Origin of the sequence: Nocardia sp. NPDC004860 (assembly GCF_040609015.1) — a bacterium.
GTDB lineage: Bacteria > Actinomycetota > Actinomycetes > Mycobacteriales > Mycobacteriaceae > Nocardia.
Window position 1 is genome coordinate 247,084 of sequence record NZ_JBEXJI010000002.1, and the last position, 18,220, is coordinate 265,303.

The window sequence follows — 18,220 nt, forward strand, 5'->3', positions numbered from 1 at the left end:
GAACACCAATGACCGCCGAACCCATCACCCTCGACCCCACCGGCGTCGACACCCAGGGCGAGATCGCCCGGCTCCGCGAGCGCGGACCCGCCACCCTGGTGGAGCTGCCCGGTGGGGTGCGCGCGTGGTCGGTCACCGATACCCGCCTGCTCGAACTGCTGCTCACCGATGCCCGGGTGTCCAAGGACGCGCGTCAGCACTGGCCCGCGTTCATCAACGGTGAGGTGCAGACCGACTGGCCGCTGTTCGCATGGGTGGCGGTGAACAATATGTTCACCGCCTACGGCGCCGACCACCGGCGACTGCGGAAGCTCGTCGCGCCCGCCTTCACCGCGCGCCGCAGCGCCGCCCTGCAGCCGCAGATCGAGGCCATCACCGCGGAACTGCTCGACACGCTGGCCGCATTGCCGGCCGGTGAGGTGGTCGACCTGCGCGAGGCGTTCTGCTACCGGCTTCCCATCCGCGTCATCTCCGAATTGATGGGTGTCCCGGACGAGATGCTGCCCGGCCTGCGGGTCTGCGCCGACGCTCTGTTCGACACCACTCTCGGCGCGGAGGAGGCGGCGGCCAACTACTTCGAGCTCTACCGCCTGCTCGGCGAACTCGTCGTCCGCAAGCGTGCCGAGCCCGGCGACGACCTGACCACTGCGCTCATCGCCGCGCGCGACGACGAGGACGGTTCGCGACTGGCCGAACAGGAACTGGTCGACACCCTGCTGCTGGTCATCAGCGCGGGCCACGAGACCACCATCAACCTGCTCGACCAGGCCATCACCGCCGCACTCGGGCACCCCGATCAGCTGAAGGCGCTGCGCGCGGGGGAGGTCGCCTGGCCCGAACTGGTCGAGGAGTCATTGCGTTTCGAGACCGCGGTCGTACATGCCCCGCTGCGATTCGCCGTCGAGGACATCGACTACGAGGACGTCCACATCGCCAAGGGCGACCCCATCATCGTCTGCTACGCCGCCCCCGGCCGCGACGTGAAGGTGCACGGCGACACCGCCACCGAATTCGACATCACCCGGGAGACCAAGAGCCACATGGCTTTCGGCCACGGCGTCCACCACTGCCTCGGCGCGCCCCTGGCCCGCCTGGAGGCGAACATCGCACTCCCGCAGCTCTTCCACCGCTTCCCCGACCTGCGCCTGGCCGTCCCGGTGGACGAACTCCCCGCCCTGCCCAGCTTCATCTCCAACGGACATGCCTCGCTGCCCGTCCATCTCACCGCCGACCGGTAGTCCGCGCGCGGTATCAGGGCACGATGACGGCGCGGCCGCGCATCGTGCCCGCCGCCGGCCCCCGATAGGCTTCCGGGCCTCCGTCGAGCCCGAAGCGCTCGGTCGCGATCTCGAGGACACCCTCGTGCAGGGATCGATCAGCTCGATCAGTTCACTGCGGCTGGGTCGTGCATGGTCGCGCGGGGGCGGCGGAAACTCGGGCGGGTCCGATCGATCGCGGAAAGGCGTACGGCCTCAGGGGAAGAAGCGGGCGATGGCCGGTCGGAGGCGGGCGGATTCGAAATCGTCGGTGGGCAGGGCGAGTTGCTCGAGGATCAGGCCGTTGACGAGGGTGAGGAGGTCGGCGGCGGCGGCTTCGGGGTCGGCGGCTCCGGCGCCGCGGAGTTCGCCGGCGAAGGCGGCGCGCTGGGTGGCACCCCATTCGTCGAGGCTGACCCGGAGGGTGGGGCGGCGGGCGACTTCCAGGAAGAACTCGTAGCGGGCGACGGCGGCGTCGCGGTCGCCGGCCAGGGTTCCGGTCACGTAGTCGACGAGGCGTGAAATCCGTTGGGGGACATCCACATCGGGTAAGCCCTCGAACAGGGCGCGGACCTCGTCGATCTGCCGGGCGGCCAGTTGGCGCAGGGCTTCGTCGAGCAGTTGGTCGAGCGTGCCGAAGTAGTAGCGGGCGTTGCCGTGGGTGGTTCCCGCCTCCGCGGCGACGGCGCGGTGGGTCACCGCGCGGGCGCCTTCGCGGGCCAGTAGTCGGATCGCGGCTTCCAGCAGGGCCTCGCGGCGGGCGGCCCCCCGGGCCATCCGCGGCTCGCGCACGGACGTCGTCATGGAGGTCATCGTACCGTCGACCTCGATTCACGAATTTTCTCCAAATGGAGAAAACTCGAGGTACGGTGTGCGCAGTCAACACAACGGTTGGCAGCGGAGGACGGCTATGACCAACACGATCATCACCGGGCGGGTACGCACGCTCGATCCGAACACCCCGGAGGCCGAGGCACTCGTGCTGTCCGCGGGACGCGTTCTGGCAGTGGGCGACCGCGACACCATGCGGGCGGCGGCCGGGCCGGACGCCCGGCACGTCGACGCCGGCGACGGCGTGGTGCTGCCCGGACTCATCGACACCCACCCGCACGTCATGCACTTCGGGATGCTGGCGGGCGGGCTGGTGGATCTGACCGACGCGGTCGATCACGCGGACATCGTGGCGCGGATCCGGGCCAAGGCCGCGGACACGCCGCCCGGGCAGTGGATCATGTGCACGCCGGTGGGCGAGCCGCACTACTTCATCCGCCGTTCCGAGCGGGACCTGCTCGAGCGTCGCCTGCCCGATCGGTGGACCCTCGACACCGCGACCGACGCGCATCCGGTGCTCATCCAGGCGTGGGCGCCCCGCATGCCGAATGTGGTGGCGTTCAACACCGCCGGGCTGCGGGCCGTCGGGCTCACCGCGTTCATCCCGGACCGGGTCTGCGATGTCGAGATCGAGAAGAACGAATCCGGCGACCTGACCGGAATCCTGCGGGGACCCGTGACGAACTACTACACCTACGACCCCTTCTGGGGTCAGATCCTCACCAAACTGCCACCGCCGGACATGGCGAACGCGGTCGCCGGGACGACGGCCGAAATGGCCCGTTACTCGGCGCAGGGGGTGACCAGCGTGTACGAGGGTCACGCCATGGAACCGGAACACCTTGCGCTGTACCGGCATCTGCGCGCCACCGATGCCCTGACCCTGCGCGTCCAGGCGACGCTGGATGCCGAGTCGGTCATCTTCTATCCGTTCGATCCGCTGACCGGCGCCGAGTTCGACGACCGGCTGCGCCACCTCGCCGAGCTGGCCTCGGATCTCGACGACGATCTGCTGCGCGTCGACGGTCTCACCCTGAGCCCCGGCGGCCCGTGCTTCTCGGGCTACTTCGCCACCTACGAGACCTACTCGGACCCGTTCGGCCGTCCCACGCGCGGTGTGCGTTTCGTGTCGCTGGAGAAGGAGGAGGCGTTCGTCAGGTTCTGCGCCGCCAACGACATTCGCGCGAACCTGTGCCTCGGCGCCTACCGCGAGCACGACGACTTCCTCGACATCGCCGAACGCGTGGTGCGCGAACACGATTTCCGCGACCGGCGCTGGATCCTGCAGCACGCCATGACGATCACGCCGCGGCAGGCCCGCCGCTACGCCGACCTCGGCTTCCAGGTCACCACCAGTGCGGGCTTCGCGTGGGGGAAGGGCGCGATGTACGGCGAGCGGATGGGCGAGCACGTCTGGCGCGATCTGGAACCGCTGCACCGGCTCACCGAATGCGGCCTGGAGCTGGCGGGCGGATCGGATTGGGGACCGAAGAATCCGTGGGAGCAGATCGAACTCGCGCACACCCACCGATTCGCCGGCAGCGACCACCGCAATGACGGACCCGACCAGAAGGTGTCCCGCGCCGACGCGCTGCACATGTGGACCACGGGTGCGGCGAAGGTGCTCGGCTGGCCCGGAATCGGTTCGCTCGCACCGGGAAACCACGCCGATGTGGTGATCGTGGACCGCGACCCGGTGACATGCCCGATCGACGACCTCCGGGACACCAAGGTGCTGCGCACCTATCTGGGCGGCACGGCCGTCCACGACAGCGGCGATCTCGCCGCAGCCGCCGAGACTCAGGAGGTACGCGCGTGAACGCCCGGGCAACGGATCGTGTGCTCGCTCGGATCGACGGCCTGCGTGACGAATTGGTGGCCGAGCTCGCCGAGGCCATCGCCATCCGCAGCGTGAACCCCACCTATCCGGACCAGGACTACGAGGACCTGGTCGGCGGCGAGTCGGCGGTCTCCGGGCTGCTGGCCGGGCTGTACCGGAAGGCCGGCGCGGAGACCGAACTGTTCGGCAAGGCCGCGGGCCGCGACAATGTCGTCGGGGTGCTGCGCGGGCGCGGCGGCGGACGGTCGCTGATCTTCAACGGTCATGTCGATGTCGTTCCGGCCGATGACGCCGCGCAATGGACGCGCGACCCGTTCACCGCCTTCGTCGACGACACCCATGTGTGGGGCCGGGGCTCGGTGGACATGAAGGGCGGACTGATCGCCCAGGCGTTCGCCGCCATGGCATTACGGCAGGCCGGAGTGCGGCTGCGCGGCGACCTGATCCTGCAGGGCGTGGCGGGCGAGGAGAATCTCGAACACCACATGGGGACCTCCGCGGTCCTCGAGCGCGGCTTCACCGCGGACGCGGCGATCATCGCCGAGCCCACCGGCGCCCGCATCCCGCTGACCGTCATGCCCGCGACTCCCGGCGTGCTGGTCATGCGCATCTCGGTCACCGGGCGTGCGGCGCACGCGTCGATGCGATCCCACATGCGGGCCGGGTATCCCGGCGAACCGGTTGCCGCCAGCGCGATCGACGCGGCCCTGCGCGTCCACGACGGGTTGCGCCGGCTTGAGGACGAGTGGGTGGTGAGCCGGGTCGATCCGCTGTTCGACAAGGGCCAGTTCACCATCGGTCTCGATGTGATCGACGGCGGTGCGCGCGGCAGCCGCAATGTCGCGTTCATCCCCGACGAGACCACCCTCGACTACGCGATCTTCTATCCGCCGGCGGTGCCGGTGGCCGAGATCCAGTCGGAGATCGTGCAGACGGTCACCGGCATCGCGCAGCAGGACCCGTGGTTGCGCGCCAACCCGCCGCGCATCGACTGGCCCATGCACTATCCGGGCGGGCGCACCGACGGGGATCATCCGTTCACCCGGACGGTCTGCGCGGCGCGTGCACGGGCCACGCTCGACACCGCCTTCGCGGGTGTGCCCGAGGTGCGGCCCTTCCCGTCGGCCACCGATCTCACCTGGTTCACCGCGGCCGGCATCCCCGCCGTCGGGCTGGGGCCGGGGCCGCTGGTCATGGCGCACGTGGTGGACGAGCGGTGCGCGATCGATGAACTGGTCTGTGCCGCAAAGACATACGCGACAGCCGCGATCGACTGGTGCGGCGCGGATTGAACGCTCCCAAGCCCCGCCTGGTCGTCGGCATCTCGGGGTCGAGCGCGCCGCAACTGGGCATCACCCTGCTGCGCGCGCTCGCCGAATCCCGGGCGGTGGAAACGCATCTGGTCATCTCGCACGGGGCGCGGCGCTGCATCCGGCTCGAAACCGGTTCGAGCGTCGAGGAGGTGGCAGCGCTGGCCGATGTCGTCCACCACCCCGCCGACCTGGCCGCCGCCATCTCCTCGGGGTCCTTCCGGACCCTGGGCATGGCCGTGGTGCCGTGCTCGGCGCGCACGCTCGCGGCCGTGGCCACCGGGCACGGCGACAACCTGCTGGCCCGGGCGGCGGACGTCACCCTCAAGGAACGCCGCCCCCTGGTGCTGGCGGTGCGCGAGACACCGCTCAACCTGATCCACATCCGGAACATGGAGACCGTCACCCTCGCCGGGGCGACGGTGCTGCCACCGGTGCCGGCCTTCTATCACCGGCCCCGGACCATCGATGACCTGCTCCGGCAGACCGCCGGCAAGATCCTCGACCAATTCGGCATCGACCACCACCTTTTCGCCCGCTGGCACACTCCCGAAGAGGACCGATGAACCACGCCCGCACCGATTTCCGAGCATTTCTGGACACCCTCACCGAGGCGGGGCTGATGCATGGCATCGACGAGCCCGTCGACCCGTACCTCGAGGCCGGCGCGATCAACCGCCACCTCCTCGAATCCGGGCTGCCCGGACCGATCTACAGTTGCATCAAGGATTCGATTCCAGGAATGCGCTTGGCGGCCAACATGTTCGCGACCTTCCCGGGTGTCGCGATCGCGCTCGGCCTGCCCGCCGACACCGATGTGCACGACATCATCGACTGCTATCGCGAACGATTCGGCCGCACCACCGAACCCGTCGTCGTCGCCGAGGGGGAGTGTCAGCAGAACGTGCTGCTCGGCGACGACGCGGACCTCACCGGACTGCCCGCCATCCACGGCCACCCCGGTGACGGCGGCCGGTATCTGGGCACCTTCGGCGTCAGCGTCACCAAGGACCCCGACAGCGACTGGACCAACTGGGGCATCTACCGCGGCATGATCCACGGGCCCCGGGCGCTCGGCATCACCCTGCATCCGCAGATCAACCACGGCGGCCGCATCATGGCCGCCTACCACCGCGCGGACCGTCCCATGCCGTACGCCATGTTCTTCGGCGGTGACCCGCTCTACACGATCCTGGGCGGTCCGGGCGCGCCGCCCGGAGTCTCGGAGGTCGACATCGCGGGCGGGATGCGCGGCCGCCCGGTCGAACTCGTGCGGTGCAAGACCGTCGATCTCACCGTCCCCGCCGATGCCGAGATCGTGGTCGAGGGCACGGTGTCCCCGGGTGACGTCCTGCCCGAGGGACCGTTCGCCGAATACCCCGGCTACCTGGTCTCCGATCCGGCCCCGGCCCCGGTCGTGCGGGTCACCGCCGTCACCTATCGGCACCGGGCGATCCTGCCGACGTGCAGCATGGGCATCCCGATGGACATGGTGTTCCCGCAGATCCAGATGGCGGCGAACTTCAAACGCGCCCTGCTGCAGGCCAGACTGCCCATCGACAAGGTCGGGGTACCCCGGGCCGGCAATGGGATGGCCGTCGTCGTCTCGACCGACACCCCGATCGCGGGACTCCCGCAGCGCATCGCCGCCACCATCTGGTCCGATGCGGCCGGTAGCAAACTCACGCCCTACGTCATCGTGGTGAACACCGATGTCGACCCCATGGACACCGATGCCGTCCTGCACGCCATCGTGGCCAAATGCCATCCGGCACGGGACATCCACGTCTACCCCGGCTTCTACAACGCACCCTTGCAGCCCTACCTGCCGCCGGGTCCGCACCGCGCCCTCGGGGCCGGCGGCGCGAACGTCCTGCTCGACTGCACCTGGCCGATAGACCTTGCGCCACAGGACATTCCGTTGCGGAGCGACTTCGCGACCAGCTATCCGGACGACCTCAAACGCCGGATCGAGCATCGCGTCGCCGCCTGGAATCCGACCCCGATCGACGTCCGCGGAAAGAACTGAGGGCTTCGACATGAGTACATTCGTGCTGATTCACGGTGGGAGCCATGGCGCGTGGTGCTGGTACAAGATCGTGCCGCTGCTCGAATCCCGCGGGCACACGGTCGTGACACCCGACCTGCCGGGCCACGGCAGGGATCGCACCCCGGCCAAGGGATTGACCGGTGCCGCCTATCTCGATCGCGTGGGATCGGTCCTGAATTCGCTGGCGGACAAGGCGATTCTGGTCGGTCACTCGATGGGCGGTGTCACGGTGAAGGCGGCCGCGGAACGCTATGCGGACCGGATCGCGGGGGTCGCCTACGTCGCCGCCGACGTGGTCGCGGGCGGGCAGTCCCTCGTCACCGATCCGGCCCTGGCGGACATTCTGGTGACGCTGGGTCCCCACATCTCGGCCGACACGGACGCCGAGACCTTCGACATCGCGCACGAGGCGGCCACGCGATACTTCTACAACGACTGCGGCGCAAGCGATATCGCCCTTGCGCTCCGGCTGCTCACCCCCGAGCCGACCGCGACCATCACCAGCCGCCTCGACCACACCACCGACCGATACCTGGCCCTCCCTCGATTGGGAGTGATCACCTCGGAGGACGCGCTCCTCCCCGCCGATGTCCAGCAGACCCTCTACCGGCGTGACGGCATCACCGACACGGTCTCGCTGCCCACCGGGCACTCCCCGTTCCTGTCCGCGCCCGGCGCGCTGGCCGCGCACCTGCTGGACTTCGCGGATCGCGTGGGATAGCCCGGCGACATCTTGCGATGCGCGTCCGGCGATGGCGTGAGCCGATGAGTTTGGGCGAGTGGCGCGGTCTGTAGGGAGGAACAACGAACCGCAGCCATGCCGCTGTGAGGTGATGGATCGATGGCCGGGCCCTCACCGCGCTCTCACCGGCAGGCTGCGCTGAGCCGGGAGGTTATTTCGAGTGTCGAACGCTATGTCTCGTGACGAGTTGTGGGCCATGGCTCACGCCGAACGTGCGGCGCTGGCCGATGATCTCGCCGATCTGAGCGATCGGCAGTGGGCGGAGCGGTCGCTGTGCGGAGAGTGGACGGTGGAGGAGGTCGTCGCCCACCTCACCGCGGCGGCGAGTACCGGCCGAATCCGGTGGCTGGTCAGCGCTGTCGGGGCCCGTTTCGACTTCGAGAAACACAATGCCCGGCGGCTGGCCGAGCATCGGGGCGCGACTCCGGCGGAGACGTTGGATCGATTCCGGGCGATCATCACCAGCACCACCGCGCCGTTCGGCCATACGGCTGCCTGGCTCGGCGAGGTGGTCGTCCACGGCCAGGACGTCCGCCGTCCGCTGGGCCTGCCGCGCGAGCCCTCGATCGAGGCCGTCACCGAGGTCGCCCGGTTCTTCGCGAGCCGGGACTTCACTGTCCGCAGCCGCAGTGCTGTCGAAGATCTGCGGCTCGAAGCGACCGACGGACCCTTCGCCATCGGAACCGGCCCTCTGGTCAGCGGAACGACGATCGCCTTGACCATGGCGATGGCGGGACGAGCCGCCTATTGCGACGACCTCACCGGACCCGGCGTGCCCACGCTACGCAGCCGTCTCTGAAACCGTCTCGAACTCCGCCACGACTGGGGCCTGAGGACGATCTTGCCGTGGGTGCGGCGGAGTTCGAGTTCGGTGTAGGCCTCGCGGACCTGTGCCAGCGGGTGGAAACTGGGAGCCCGACTTTGTGTCCGCGACACTTCGGTGCCTGCCGAACCTTTGCGGCTCTAGCGTAATGAGCATGTTGGATCTTCCGGTACCGCCGGTTTCGCCCGGCGAGCATGGTGTGGCGTGGTTGCGTGCGCAGGTGGCGCGGTTCAGTGAGGGGGACGAGCATTCGCGGCGGCGCGCGATCGTGGAGCGTGAGCTGGCGGCGGTGGACGCGGTTGCGTTGCGTCGCGGGCGTGGGCATCACGTCGCGGAATTGGCTGCGGCGCTGGGTGTTCGGGTGTCGGTTGCCGATGTCGAGTTGGTCGCGGAGTGCTATCGACCGCATCGGCCGGTGAGCGCGGCCGCGGATGCGGCGGTCGATCGGCTGGTCGCCGCGTTCGGGGGAGTCGCCGACGAGGTGACCGCGAATCGGATCGGCATTCTGGTGCAGGCGTGCGCGGCCACCTCGGCGCTGATCGCCGGCGACAATCCGCCGGTGCCCGGAACTCACCGCGTCGGTGCGGGAGGTGAACTCGTGGAAGTCGATCTGACCGGACAACCTTTCGGCGCTGGTCGTCATGCCTGCCCTGGTCGGGCGCACGCGCTGGCGCTGGCCGCGGCGGCCGGGCGCTTCCATCAGCTCCACTATCAGGACACGCCGCTGCTGCTGCCGAATGTGTGGGATTTCGCCACGGCGGCGGCGCTGGTCGCCGACGGCTATCCGGCGATCGGGACCACCAGTCTCGGAGTGGCTGCGGCGCACGGACTTCCGGACGCGGCCGGGTCGACCCTGAACGAAACTCTCACGCTGGCAGCCGCACTCGTCCGGCTCCCGGTCCCGGTGACCGTCGACATCGAATCGGGGTTCGGCGCAGACCCGCGCGAGCTGGCCGCGCGCCTGTGGGAATTGGGCGTGGCGGGAGTGAACGTGGAGGACGCTGCAGGCGACCCCGGCGCCCACGCCGACCTGGTCCGCGCCCTCAAGGACGGCGCGCCCGGACTGTTCGTCAACGCCCGGGTCGACACCTACTGGCTGGACCGCGACCACGACACCACCCGCGACCGCGCCCACCGCTACGTCGATGCCGGTGCCGACGGCATCTTCGTCCCCGGCCTCACCCTCGACGATGACATCGCAGCACTCGTCGAAGCGATTCCCGTGCCGCTCAACGTCCTTGCGCAACGTCCACTCGCTGATCTGGCACGTCTCGGCGTCCAACGCGTCAGTACGGGTTCCCTCCTCTACCGCGCGGCTCTGGACGCGGCGCTGACCGCCGCGCGCACGGTCCGCGACGGCGGTCGTATCGAACCGGCAACGTCCTACGGGGCCATCGGCGCCCTGATACCCGCCCCGCCGGATCCGGCAGCGACGCCGGGGAATGCTGACCGGCCGTGAAACAGCTCGAACGGGAGCTTTCTCGAATGCCCGTCACGGACCACCTGATCGGACGGGGACAGCGGGCGTAGTCCGGGGCTCCCGAAAGGTGAGCGAGTGGGCCCCGGAGTCGCCGCGACAGGTGCGGTGATGGGGGGAGTTCGGCCCCTGCCGCAGGTCAGAGGTCTGTGTGGCGATCATGCGGGCGTGCCGGGAAAGAGAGTAGAAGGTGAGCACTTCGTCGCTTTAGAGTTCGATCACGCCGATGACGTGCGTGGATCGGAAGGAGTCGACGATGACTATTGCTGGAGCGCTGCGGGGCGGCCTGATCGTCTCCGGCAGGCCGATGTCCACCCCGCTGCAGGACGTACAAGGCGTATCCCGGCGGCTGGTGGGACATTTCGTCGACAATGTGATTCCCTGCGGCACGCTGCCCGGGGACGTTATTTCCGGTGACGTGACCGCCGTGACCCGGGTGTGCCTGGAACTGGCGGTCGCGATGCTCGACGGCGAGGACATTCCCGAGAAGGCGGGCAGGCTCGCGGAGGCCGCGGCCGGCTGGGCCCGGGAGGGCGTGCCCATCGACACCGTCCTCCACTCCATTCACGAGGGCTTCCAGATCGGCATGGACCTGGTGCTCTCGAAGGTGACCGAGCACGATTTCGGCAGCCTGCTCGAGGGCGCGAAACTGGTTGTGACCATGCTGGATACGATCAGTGCCACCGTCTCTCGCGCCTATGTGCGCGAGTTCAAGGCGGTGGTGAGCGAGCATCACACCGCGGTTCACACGCTCACCTCGGCGCTGATCGGGGGCCACCCGACCTCGACCATGGCCCGCGAGTGCGGTATCGAGATCGCCGCCGAGTATTCCGTACTGGCACTGGACATCCCGGAACATCCGGACGAGCACCATCCGATGCTGGACGGGAAAGTCGTGGCGCGCCGGAAGCTGCGGCGGCTGCAGGCCGAACTCGCCATCCGCTGTGGCGAGCGCGCCCTCGCCCTGCTCAGCGTCGACGGCGGGACCGTCCTCATCCCGACCGGCGCCCTCACCGATGCGGCCCTCGACGAACTGGTGGCGCGACTCTCGGCCGCGGCGCACGTTCCCGTCACGGCGGCTCTGGTCGTCGCGGCCGTGGACGAATTGTCCTCCGCCGCGGATCGCGCCCACGAACTACTCGACATGGTGCAGCGCCTGGAATGCCTGCCCGGGCTGTACCGGTTCGCCGACATGGCCCTCGAGTACCAGCTGACCCGGCCGGGCCCGGGCCTGGAAACCCTGGGCGCGCTACTGAATCCGCTCGACGCGCACACCGAACTCCTGCAGACCCTGAGCTGTCACATCAGCAACAATCTCAGCCGCCGGCGCACCGCGCGGGTGATGCACATTCATACGAATACCGTCGACTATCGGCTCAAGCGTATCTACCAGCTCACCGGATTCGATCCGACGGTGAATTCGGGCCTGTGGCAACTGCGCTCGGCGCTCATAGCGCGGACGTTCACCGACCGGAGCAAAGACCGCGGAGACAGGCGAATTGCCCACGCTGTCACAGGCCCGCCGGGACCAGTTGTGCGAAGGTGACTTCCGCGCTGGAATATCCGAACAGTCTGCGGCCCCGCGATTTCGCCTCGATCGCCACGGTGGCGGTACGGCGTTCTTGATCCAATGCGATGACACGGCCGCCGAATTCGATCTCGGCGGCGTCGGTCTCCGATACCGACAGATAGTGCACCTGAGTGGCGAACTCGGCCCGGTATTTCGTCACCGCGGCCGGGTCGCGGGTCCACGAGGTCAGATATCCGGAGGCCAGTCCGAGGATCAGCTGATGTCCGAGGAAGACGTCCGCAGGCGAATCACCCGCCAGGCGTGCGTAAGTCGCCAGATCGGCGGCGGTCACCGTGGCGCCCGCACGCGGGAGCTCGGTATCGATGGCGAGCCGGTCGAAGTCGATGCGGGTGCGTGCCGGACGGGTACTGCCGCGAAGGCCGGTGGGAATCGGTGGCGCGGTATCCGACGGGCCGACGAGAGCCACGGAATCGTCGGCGCGGTGGCGTTCCGTGCCGTCGACACGGGCCAGTAGCGCGGTCGAACCCGTCTGTACCGGCGTCCCGTGCCGATCGATGAGCACGCCGGTGACGGTGATGACGTCGAAAGTCCCGAACTGATGGAATGATTCGACATACAGGTCGCAGGTGATCACGTCCCCCGCGAGCAATGGGCGGCCGATGTCGAGCGTCTGGTCGACGTGCACGATCCGGTCCGAGTGGTACCCGGTGATCAGCTGCTCCAGCGCCTCGCGGCGGGCCTGCCGCCAGATCGACGCCGCGAAGGTCGGCGGCGCGAGGATCTGGTCGAATCCCAGGTGCGCGGCCGCCGATTCCTGCCAGTAGGCGGGGTGGAATGCCTGGACGGCACGGGCGAATTCCCGGATCCGCTGCCGCTCCACCACGAACGGTTGCGCACACCGATACCGGTACCCGGCCATGGCCTGCGGGTGCTCGGTTCCCGTGCCGAAGGTCCTGCCACCCATGGCCTCTCCTCTGCGGATGCGTTCCCGACCGGCACGGCCCGAATGCCAGGTCCGCCGGAATCTCCGACGATCCATTTTCCGGAGGCGTTCCGGGCCATTCGGCTCCGATTCCTGGATATTTCACGGAATCGGAGCGCCCTGGTTTGTGAAAGGCACTGGGAGGGACCGCATTTGTGACGGCGTCCCGAAACGCTCGCCGAATATTGGTGAGCGGCTCCAGATTTCCGAGAATTGCCTTCTGCGCAGATTGCGGAGCGGCCTACCGTGGGCGCGGTTTCGCCGTCGGCCACCGATTGCCGGCGCCCCGGAAACCGATCCATGCAGGGCTGTAGGAGGGCACGAAATGAGACGAGCCACCCATCGAAGGGCAGTGCGGGCATCCATCATGATGGGCGTCTCGCTGCTGGCGGTCGGGTTCGCCGGTGCGGGCGCCGACGCCGCACCCGACCCGGCGCCCACCGATCGACAATTGGCCGATTACATCGCAGCAGGCCTGAAACAGGCCGGTCCGATCGCCGACTCCGGATCCGCGTGCACCTCCGGTAGTGGCGCCGGCTCGGGCAACGGATCCGGCAACTGCTACGGCGGGTCCGGTTCCAGCTCGGGCTCGTCGGGCGGATACTCCACCGACACACAGGGTTACGGACCGTCGATGACCTCGTGGCTGGCGGCGTTCGGCTACGGCGTCGCGCACCCGGACGCCACCCCGCCGGGCGCCAACGACTGGAACTGCAAGCCGACCGCGGAGCATCCGCGGCCGGTGATTCTGGTGCACGGCACCTGGATGAACGCGTTCAACGGCTTCGCCTTCATGGGGCAGCCCATCAAGGACGCCGGATTCTGCACCTTCACCCTCAACTACGGCCGGTCGAACCTGATCGAGGGCGGCGGTCTGGGGTCGGTGCTGCCTGGCACCATGGGCACCGGCTACATCCAGGATTCGGCGAAACAGCTGTCCGCCTTCGTGGATCGCGTGCTCGCCGCGACCGGCGCACCGCAGGTGGACATCGTCGCGCATTCCCAGGGCGGGGCAATGGCCGGCTGGTACACCAAGTTCGAGGGCGGTGCGGCGAAGGTCCACAAGCTGGTGACCTTCGGGGCCACCCACCACGGCACCTCGCTCGACGGCATCGGCGCGCTCGGCCGGGCGGTCAACAATTTCGGTATCGACATCCTCGGATTCGTCGAGATGTTCGTCGGTCACGCCGGAATCCAGCAGACCATCGGCTCGGATTTCGTCAACAAGCTGAACGCGAACGGGGACACCGTGCCCGGCATCGAGTACACGGTGGTCGGCACCCGCTACGACGAGGTCACCAATCCGTACGACCTGACGTTCCTGAAGGCCGGGCCCGGTGCCCAGGTCACCGACATCACGCTGCAGGACGGGTGTGAGCAGGACGTCTCCGACCACCTGACGATGATGTACTCGCCGCGGGCGCTGTCCATCGCGCTGCGTGCCCTGGACCCGGCGAAGTTTCCGGATCTGCGGTGCACGTTCAATCCGTGGCTGCTGGGTGGCGGCGGGTCACTGTAGCTCATCCGTTGTGCCGGTAGGTGTTCGGGCGGCACGGGCCTCGGCCTCGAGCCACGCGGTGATCATCTGCGCGGTCAGGGCGATCACCTCCTCGCGCTCGTGATCGCCGACCTCGAGAGCCGATGCCCGCAGGACGCTCGCGAAGCCGGTGTTGATCAGCACGAAGCTCATCGCGTCGTATCTGCGATCGTCGCCGGGGCCGAGGATCTGGATCAGCAGCACCTTGACCAGCAGGCGCAACCGCGGCTCGAACTCGGGCAGGCCACTGCTGTAGAACTGCACGCCCGCCACCAGCGCGCGCACCAGTTTGGCATTGGCGACGAGTTCCGCGGTGAACAGCTCCAGCATCTCGGTGATCAGCTCGAGGCTCGACCGCGGGGGGCTTCCGGCCGGCGGCCGCGACAGCTCCGAAACCCATTGGGTGAAAAGGCGTTCGATGCTCTCGATCAGGCGGCTGAGGAGCTCGTCGACGATCACGGCCCGATCCGAGAAGTACCGGTACAGGGTCCCGATGCTCACCCCGGCCGCGGCGGCGATCCGGTTGGTCGAGGTGTCCGGGATCCCGCGCTCACCGAACAATTGCGCGGCGGTGTCGAGAATGTGCTCCCGAGTCGCTTTCGAGCGCTCCTGGGTCGGGCGGCGTCGCTCACGCACAGCCTTCGGCGGCAACACTGCCTCCTCACGACAGAGATAAAATGAGCGATTCTCATCTTAACGGTGGCCGATCGGCACGGTCCTGGATGTCGTTGCGCCACAGGTCATGGAGGTGCAGGTGGCCGATCGAGTGCCGCAGGGACGACTGGCTCGCGGAGGACAACCGGGACGTCCGGCGGTCGCGCAGGCCCGCGGGGGCGGGCACGCGACTGTCCTCGATCGGACGGCCGCGGGAAGCGCGGCGGGTACTGGTCTGTGCCGCCGCCCAGTGGCGCGCATCCCTCGAATGAACAGCTACGCGGGCGCCCTCCGATTCGCGGTCAGCGCGTACCCGGGCAGTCCTTCAGCGTACATGACGGATTCGTAGATCCGGGGAACAAGCTGGATGTGGTGGTCGTGTCCGACGTGCCGGCCACAGCGGTTCCTCAGTCGATCGAGTTCCACGATTCGGTGTTCTCGGGTGGCGCGAAGGCTTCACTCCAATAGCAGAAGAGCCCGCGCCGGGTGGGTTAACTGGGATTATAGTGCGTGTGGCGTAGTCGGGGGTGGGTCGATTGGCTTGGTCTATATTCGGTGGGTGACCCCGGAGTTGCGCCATCTGCGGTATCTGCTCGCCGTGGCCGAGCATGGGAGTTTCACGCGCGCCGCGGAGGATTTGCATGTTTCGCAACCCACGCTCTCGCAGCAGATTCGGCAGCTCGAGCGGCTGGTGGGTGCGCCGCTGCTGGATCGGACCGGGCGTGCTGTCCGGCTCACCGATGCGGGAGAGGTCTATGCCCGGCATGCTCGGCTCGCGCTGGCCGAACTCGATGCCGCCGATCGGGCGGTGCACGATGTCGAGGATCTGTCGCGCGGGCATCTGCGACTGGCGTACACCCCGACTTTCGCGGCCTATCTGATCGGGCCGCTCATCGCCGAATTGCGCGCCCGGCATCCCGGGATCACTCTCGATATTCGCGAGACCAACCAGGACGTGATCGAATCCGGCCTGCTGGCCGACGATATCGACGTCGGGATCGGGTTCGCGGGCGGGCACCTGCCGGGCATCGAGGCCGCCTCCCTGTTCACCGAGACGCTGAGCCTGGTCGGCGCCGATCGCCGGACCGCGCGCTCGCGCCTGCCGGCCGCGAAGCTCGCCGAATACGATCTCGCCCTGCTCAATCGGGAATTCGTCACCCGGCTGCACATCGACGCCTATTTTCGCGAGCAGGGCGTGAGCCCGCGAATCCTGGTGGAGGCCAACTCGATTCACGCCGTCATCGAGGCGGTTCAGCTCACCGCGCTCGCCACCATCCTGCCCGACGGCATCGCCCGCGACCATCCGCGCCTGACGGCCGTGGCGCTGGATCCGCCGCTGCCGACCCGGATCGCGGTTCTGCTCTGCCGCGAGAACGCCTATCGCACCGCGGCCGCGCGCGCCTTCTTCGGGCTCGCCCGGGACTGGAGCGCCCGCCAGGCCGTGTGAATCCCGCCTGCCGGTCAGACGTTCTGCCGATGGCCGGCATCGGCGTGGTCTATACCCGCCGGTCACGGCAATGGTGAGGGTGAACGGGACGGGGCGGGCCGATTGACGATCGGTGTTGTGTCAACAGACACTCGGAGGCCAGCCCGCGCTGGAAAACTCCTTCCGCCATGCGAAATCGAGGATCTACCCATGCTGGTTCCCGACGACACCGCCCAGCTCGTATCGCCGGTGGGTGACAGTGCGATCGCGGCGAACCCCCGCCCGGCGGACGCGGCCGGCGTCGCCTTCGCGCCCGGCCTGAGCACCCGCCTCTACAACCGGGACCTCGCTCCCACCCGACGCGCCGGCCGGCGCTGGACGGGCTACAGCATCTTCACCCTGTGGGCGAATGACGTGCACAGCCTGGGCAATTACGGCTTCGCGCTGGGGCTGTTCGCACTCGGCCTGGGCGGCTGGCAGATCCTGGTGGCGCTGGGCCTGGGCTCGGCACTGCTGTTCGTGCTGCTCAGCATCACCGGGTTCATGGGCTACCGGACCGGCGTCCCGTTCCCGGTGATGACCCGGATCGCCTTCGGCGTGCGGGGCGCGCAGATTCCGGCGCTGCTGCGCGGTGGTGTCGCCGTGGCGTGGTTCGGCATCCAGACCTACCTGGCCTCGCTGGTGCTGCGCGTGCTGATCATCGCGCTCGCGCCCGGCGCGGCGGACTGGGACCACAACGCGATTCTCGGCTTGTCGACGCTGGGCTGGATCGCCTTCGGATCCCTGTGGGCCGTACAGACTTTCCTCGCGCAGCGCGGACTGGAGATGATCCGCAGGTACGAGGCGTTCGCCGGTCCGGTCATCCTCGTCACCATGGCCGCGCTCGCGGTGTGGGTCTTCACCGAGGCGGGCGGCTCGATCGCCTGGTCGGTCGATCGCCCGCTGACCGGGTTCGCCATGTGGCACGAGATCTTCGCCGGGGCGGCGCTGTGGGTGGCGGTCTACGCCACGTTCGTGCTCAATTTCTGTGACTTCACCCGGGCATCGAAAAGCCCCGGTTCGATTGTGCGGGGCAACTTCTGGGGCATCCCGATCAACGTGCTGTTCTTCGGCGCCATCGTCGTCGTCATGGCCGGCGGCCAGTTCGAGATCGATGGCCGGGTGATCGCGAGTCCCGCCGACATCGTGCACGCCATCCCGAATACCGCCCTGCTGGTGCCGGCGTCGCTGGCGCTGCTGGTCCTGACTGTGGCGGTGAATCTGATGGCCAACTTCGTCGCCCCGATCTACGCGCTCACCAACCTGTTTCCCCGGAAGCTGAACTTCGCCCGCGCCGGACTGGTCAGCGGCATCATCGGGCTGGTCATCCTGCCGTGGAATCTGTACAACAGCCCGGCGGTCATCGAGTACTTCCTCGGTGGGCTCGGCGCGCTGCTCGGCCCGCTGTACGGCATCATCATGGCCGACTACTGGCTACTGCGCCGCGGCCGCATCGACGTCCCCGCGCTCTACAGCGAGGATCCGGTGGGCGCGTATTTCTATCGGGGCGGCGTCAACCCGCGCGCCCTGGCCGCCTTCGTCCCGGCCGCGGCGGTGTCGCTGCTGGTCGCGTTCATTCCCGCGCTCGACGCGGTGTCACCGTTCGCGTGGTTCATCGGCGCCGGATCCGGCGCCCTGATCCATCTCCTGATCGCCGACCGCAAGGCCGCGTTCGAGGACGTCTCGGGCGAGCCGATCGCCGTCGAGTGCACCCACTGAACC

The 18,220-nt window shown here is 68.5% G+C and carries 15 protein-coding genes and 1 pseudogene; 12 read left to right on the forward strand and 4 right to left on the reverse strand.

Features of this window, described 5'->3' with window-relative positions:
* Positions 1 to 8 precede the first annotated feature (8 nt).
* Positions 9 to 1,238: a cytochrome P450 gene (locus tag ABZV44_RS05115; protein ID WP_354832216.1), complete on the forward strand. Its 1,230-nt coding sequence runs from the start codon at positions 9 to 11 to the stop codon at positions 1,236 to 1,238.
* Between the two features lie 13 nt (positions 1,239 to 1,251).
* Here ABZV44_RS05115 and ABZV44_RS05120 read toward each other — a convergent pair.
* A pseudogene (locus ABZV44_RS05120) lies at positions 1,252 to 1,400 on the reverse strand (NAD(P)-dependent alcohol dehydrogenase); the annotation flags it as partial.
* Positions 1,401 to 1,472: 72 nt separating this feature from the next.
* On the reverse strand, positions 1,473 to 2,060 hold the full coding sequence (locus tag ABZV44_RS05125) for a TetR family transcriptional regulator (protein ID WP_354832218.1): 588 nt from the start codon (positions 2,058 to 2,060) through the stop codon (positions 1,473 to 1,475).
* Between the two features lie 106 nt (positions 2,061 to 2,166).
* On the opposite strand from ABZV44_RS05125, the gene ABZV44_RS05130 reads away from it, so the two are divergent.
* From ABZV44_RS05130 to ABZV44_RS05165, 8 genes are all read left to right on the forward strand, one after another.
* Positions 2,167 to 3,906, forward strand: a complete 1,740-nt coding sequence (locus tag ABZV44_RS05130; protein WP_354832219.1) for an amidohydrolase family protein — start codon at positions 2,167 to 2,169, stop codon at positions 3,904 to 3,906.
* Positions 3,903 to 5,219: a M20/M25/M40 family metallo-hydrolase gene (locus ABZV44_RS05135; protein WP_354832221.1), complete on the forward strand. Its 1,317-nt coding sequence runs from the start codon at positions 3,903 to 3,905 to the stop codon at positions 5,217 to 5,219. Before ABZV44_RS05130 ends, ABZV44_RS05135 begins: the two co-directional genes overlap by 4 nt.
* Positions 5,216 to 5,803: a UbiX family flavin prenyltransferase gene (locus ABZV44_RS05140; protein ID WP_354832223.1), complete on the forward strand. Its 588-nt coding sequence runs from the start codon at positions 5,216 to 5,218 to the stop codon at positions 5,801 to 5,803. The genes ABZV44_RS05135 and ABZV44_RS05140 overlap by 4 nt, the downstream gene beginning before the upstream one ends.
* Entirely contained in the window at positions 5,800 to 7,266 is a 1,467-nt protein-coding gene (locus ABZV44_RS05145) for a UbiD family decarboxylase (RefSeq protein ID WP_354832225.1), read from the forward strand. The genes ABZV44_RS05140 and ABZV44_RS05145 overlap by 4 nt, the downstream gene beginning before the upstream one ends.
* 10 nt (positions 7,267 to 7,276) lie before the next feature.
* On the forward strand, positions 7,277 to 8,008 hold the full coding sequence (locus tag ABZV44_RS05150) for an alpha/beta fold hydrolase (protein WP_354832227.1): 732 nt from the start codon (positions 7,277 to 7,279) through the stop codon (positions 8,006 to 8,008).
* 193 nt (positions 8,009 to 8,201) lie between these two features.
* A complete protein-coding gene (locus ABZV44_RS05155) occupies positions 8,202 to 8,828 on the forward strand; it encodes a maleylpyruvate isomerase family mycothiol-dependent enzyme (RefSeq protein ID WP_354832229.1) in 627 nt (208 codons plus the stop codon).
* A gap of 178 nt (positions 8,829 to 9,006) precedes the next feature.
* Positions 9,007 to 10,311 carry an isocitrate lyase/phosphoenolpyruvate mutase family protein gene (locus ABZV44_RS05160; protein ID WP_354832231.1) on the forward strand — a complete coding sequence of 435 codons (1,305 nt, stop codon included), beginning with the start codon at positions 9,007 to 9,009 and terminating at the stop codon, positions 10,309 to 10,311.
* A 274-nt stretch (positions 10,312 to 10,585) separates the two neighbouring features.
* Positions 10,586 to 11,875 (forward strand): helix-turn-helix domain-containing protein, encoded by a 1,290-nt coding sequence (locus tag ABZV44_RS05165; RefSeq protein ID WP_354832233.1) that lies wholly within the window; start codon positions 10,586 to 10,588, stop codon positions 11,873 to 11,875.
* Here the strand turns inward: ABZV44_RS05165 and ABZV44_RS05170 are convergent.
* Positions 11,841 to 12,824, reverse strand: coding sequence for a MaoC family dehydratase N-terminal domain-containing protein (locus ABZV44_RS05170; RefSeq protein ID WP_354832235.1), 984 nt, complete (start codon positions 12,822 to 12,824; stop codon positions 11,841 to 11,843). The genes ABZV44_RS05165 and ABZV44_RS05170 overlap by 35 nt on opposite strands.
* Positions 12,825 to 13,167: 343 nt before the next feature.
* On the opposite strand from ABZV44_RS05170, the gene ABZV44_RS05175 reads away from it, so the two are divergent.
* The gene (locus ABZV44_RS05175) at positions 13,168 to 14,361 is read left to right on the forward strand and encodes an alpha/beta fold hydrolase (protein ID WP_354832237.1); all 1,194 of its coding nucleotides are present in this window, start codon (positions 13,168 to 13,170) and stop codon (positions 14,359 to 14,361) included.
* On the opposite strand, the gene ABZV44_RS05180 is transcribed toward ABZV44_RS05175, so the two are convergent.
* The gene (locus ABZV44_RS05180; RefSeq protein WP_354832239.1) at positions 14,353 to 15,030 is read right to left on the reverse strand and encodes a TetR/AcrR family transcriptional regulator; all 678 of its coding nucleotides are present in this window, start codon (positions 15,028 to 15,030) and stop codon (positions 14,353 to 14,355) included. The genes ABZV44_RS05175 and ABZV44_RS05180 overlap by 9 nt on opposite strands.
* Positions 15,031 to 15,592: 562 nt before the next feature.
* On the opposite strand from ABZV44_RS05180, the gene cynR reads away from it, so the two are divergent.
* The gene (gene cynR, locus ABZV44_RS05185; protein WP_354832241.1) at positions 15,593 to 16,480 is read left to right on the forward strand and encodes a transcriptional regulator CynR; all 888 of its coding nucleotides are present in this window, start codon (positions 15,593 to 15,595) and stop codon (positions 16,478 to 16,480) included.
* A gap of 189 nt (positions 16,481 to 16,669) precedes the next feature.
* The gene (locus tag ABZV44_RS05190) at positions 16,670 to 18,217 is read left to right on the forward strand and encodes an NCS1 family nucleobase:cation symporter-1 (protein ID WP_354832243.1); all 1,548 of its coding nucleotides are present in this window, start codon (positions 16,670 to 16,672) and stop codon (positions 18,215 to 18,217) included.
* The last annotated feature ends 3 nt before the right edge of the window (positions 18,218 to 18,220 follow it).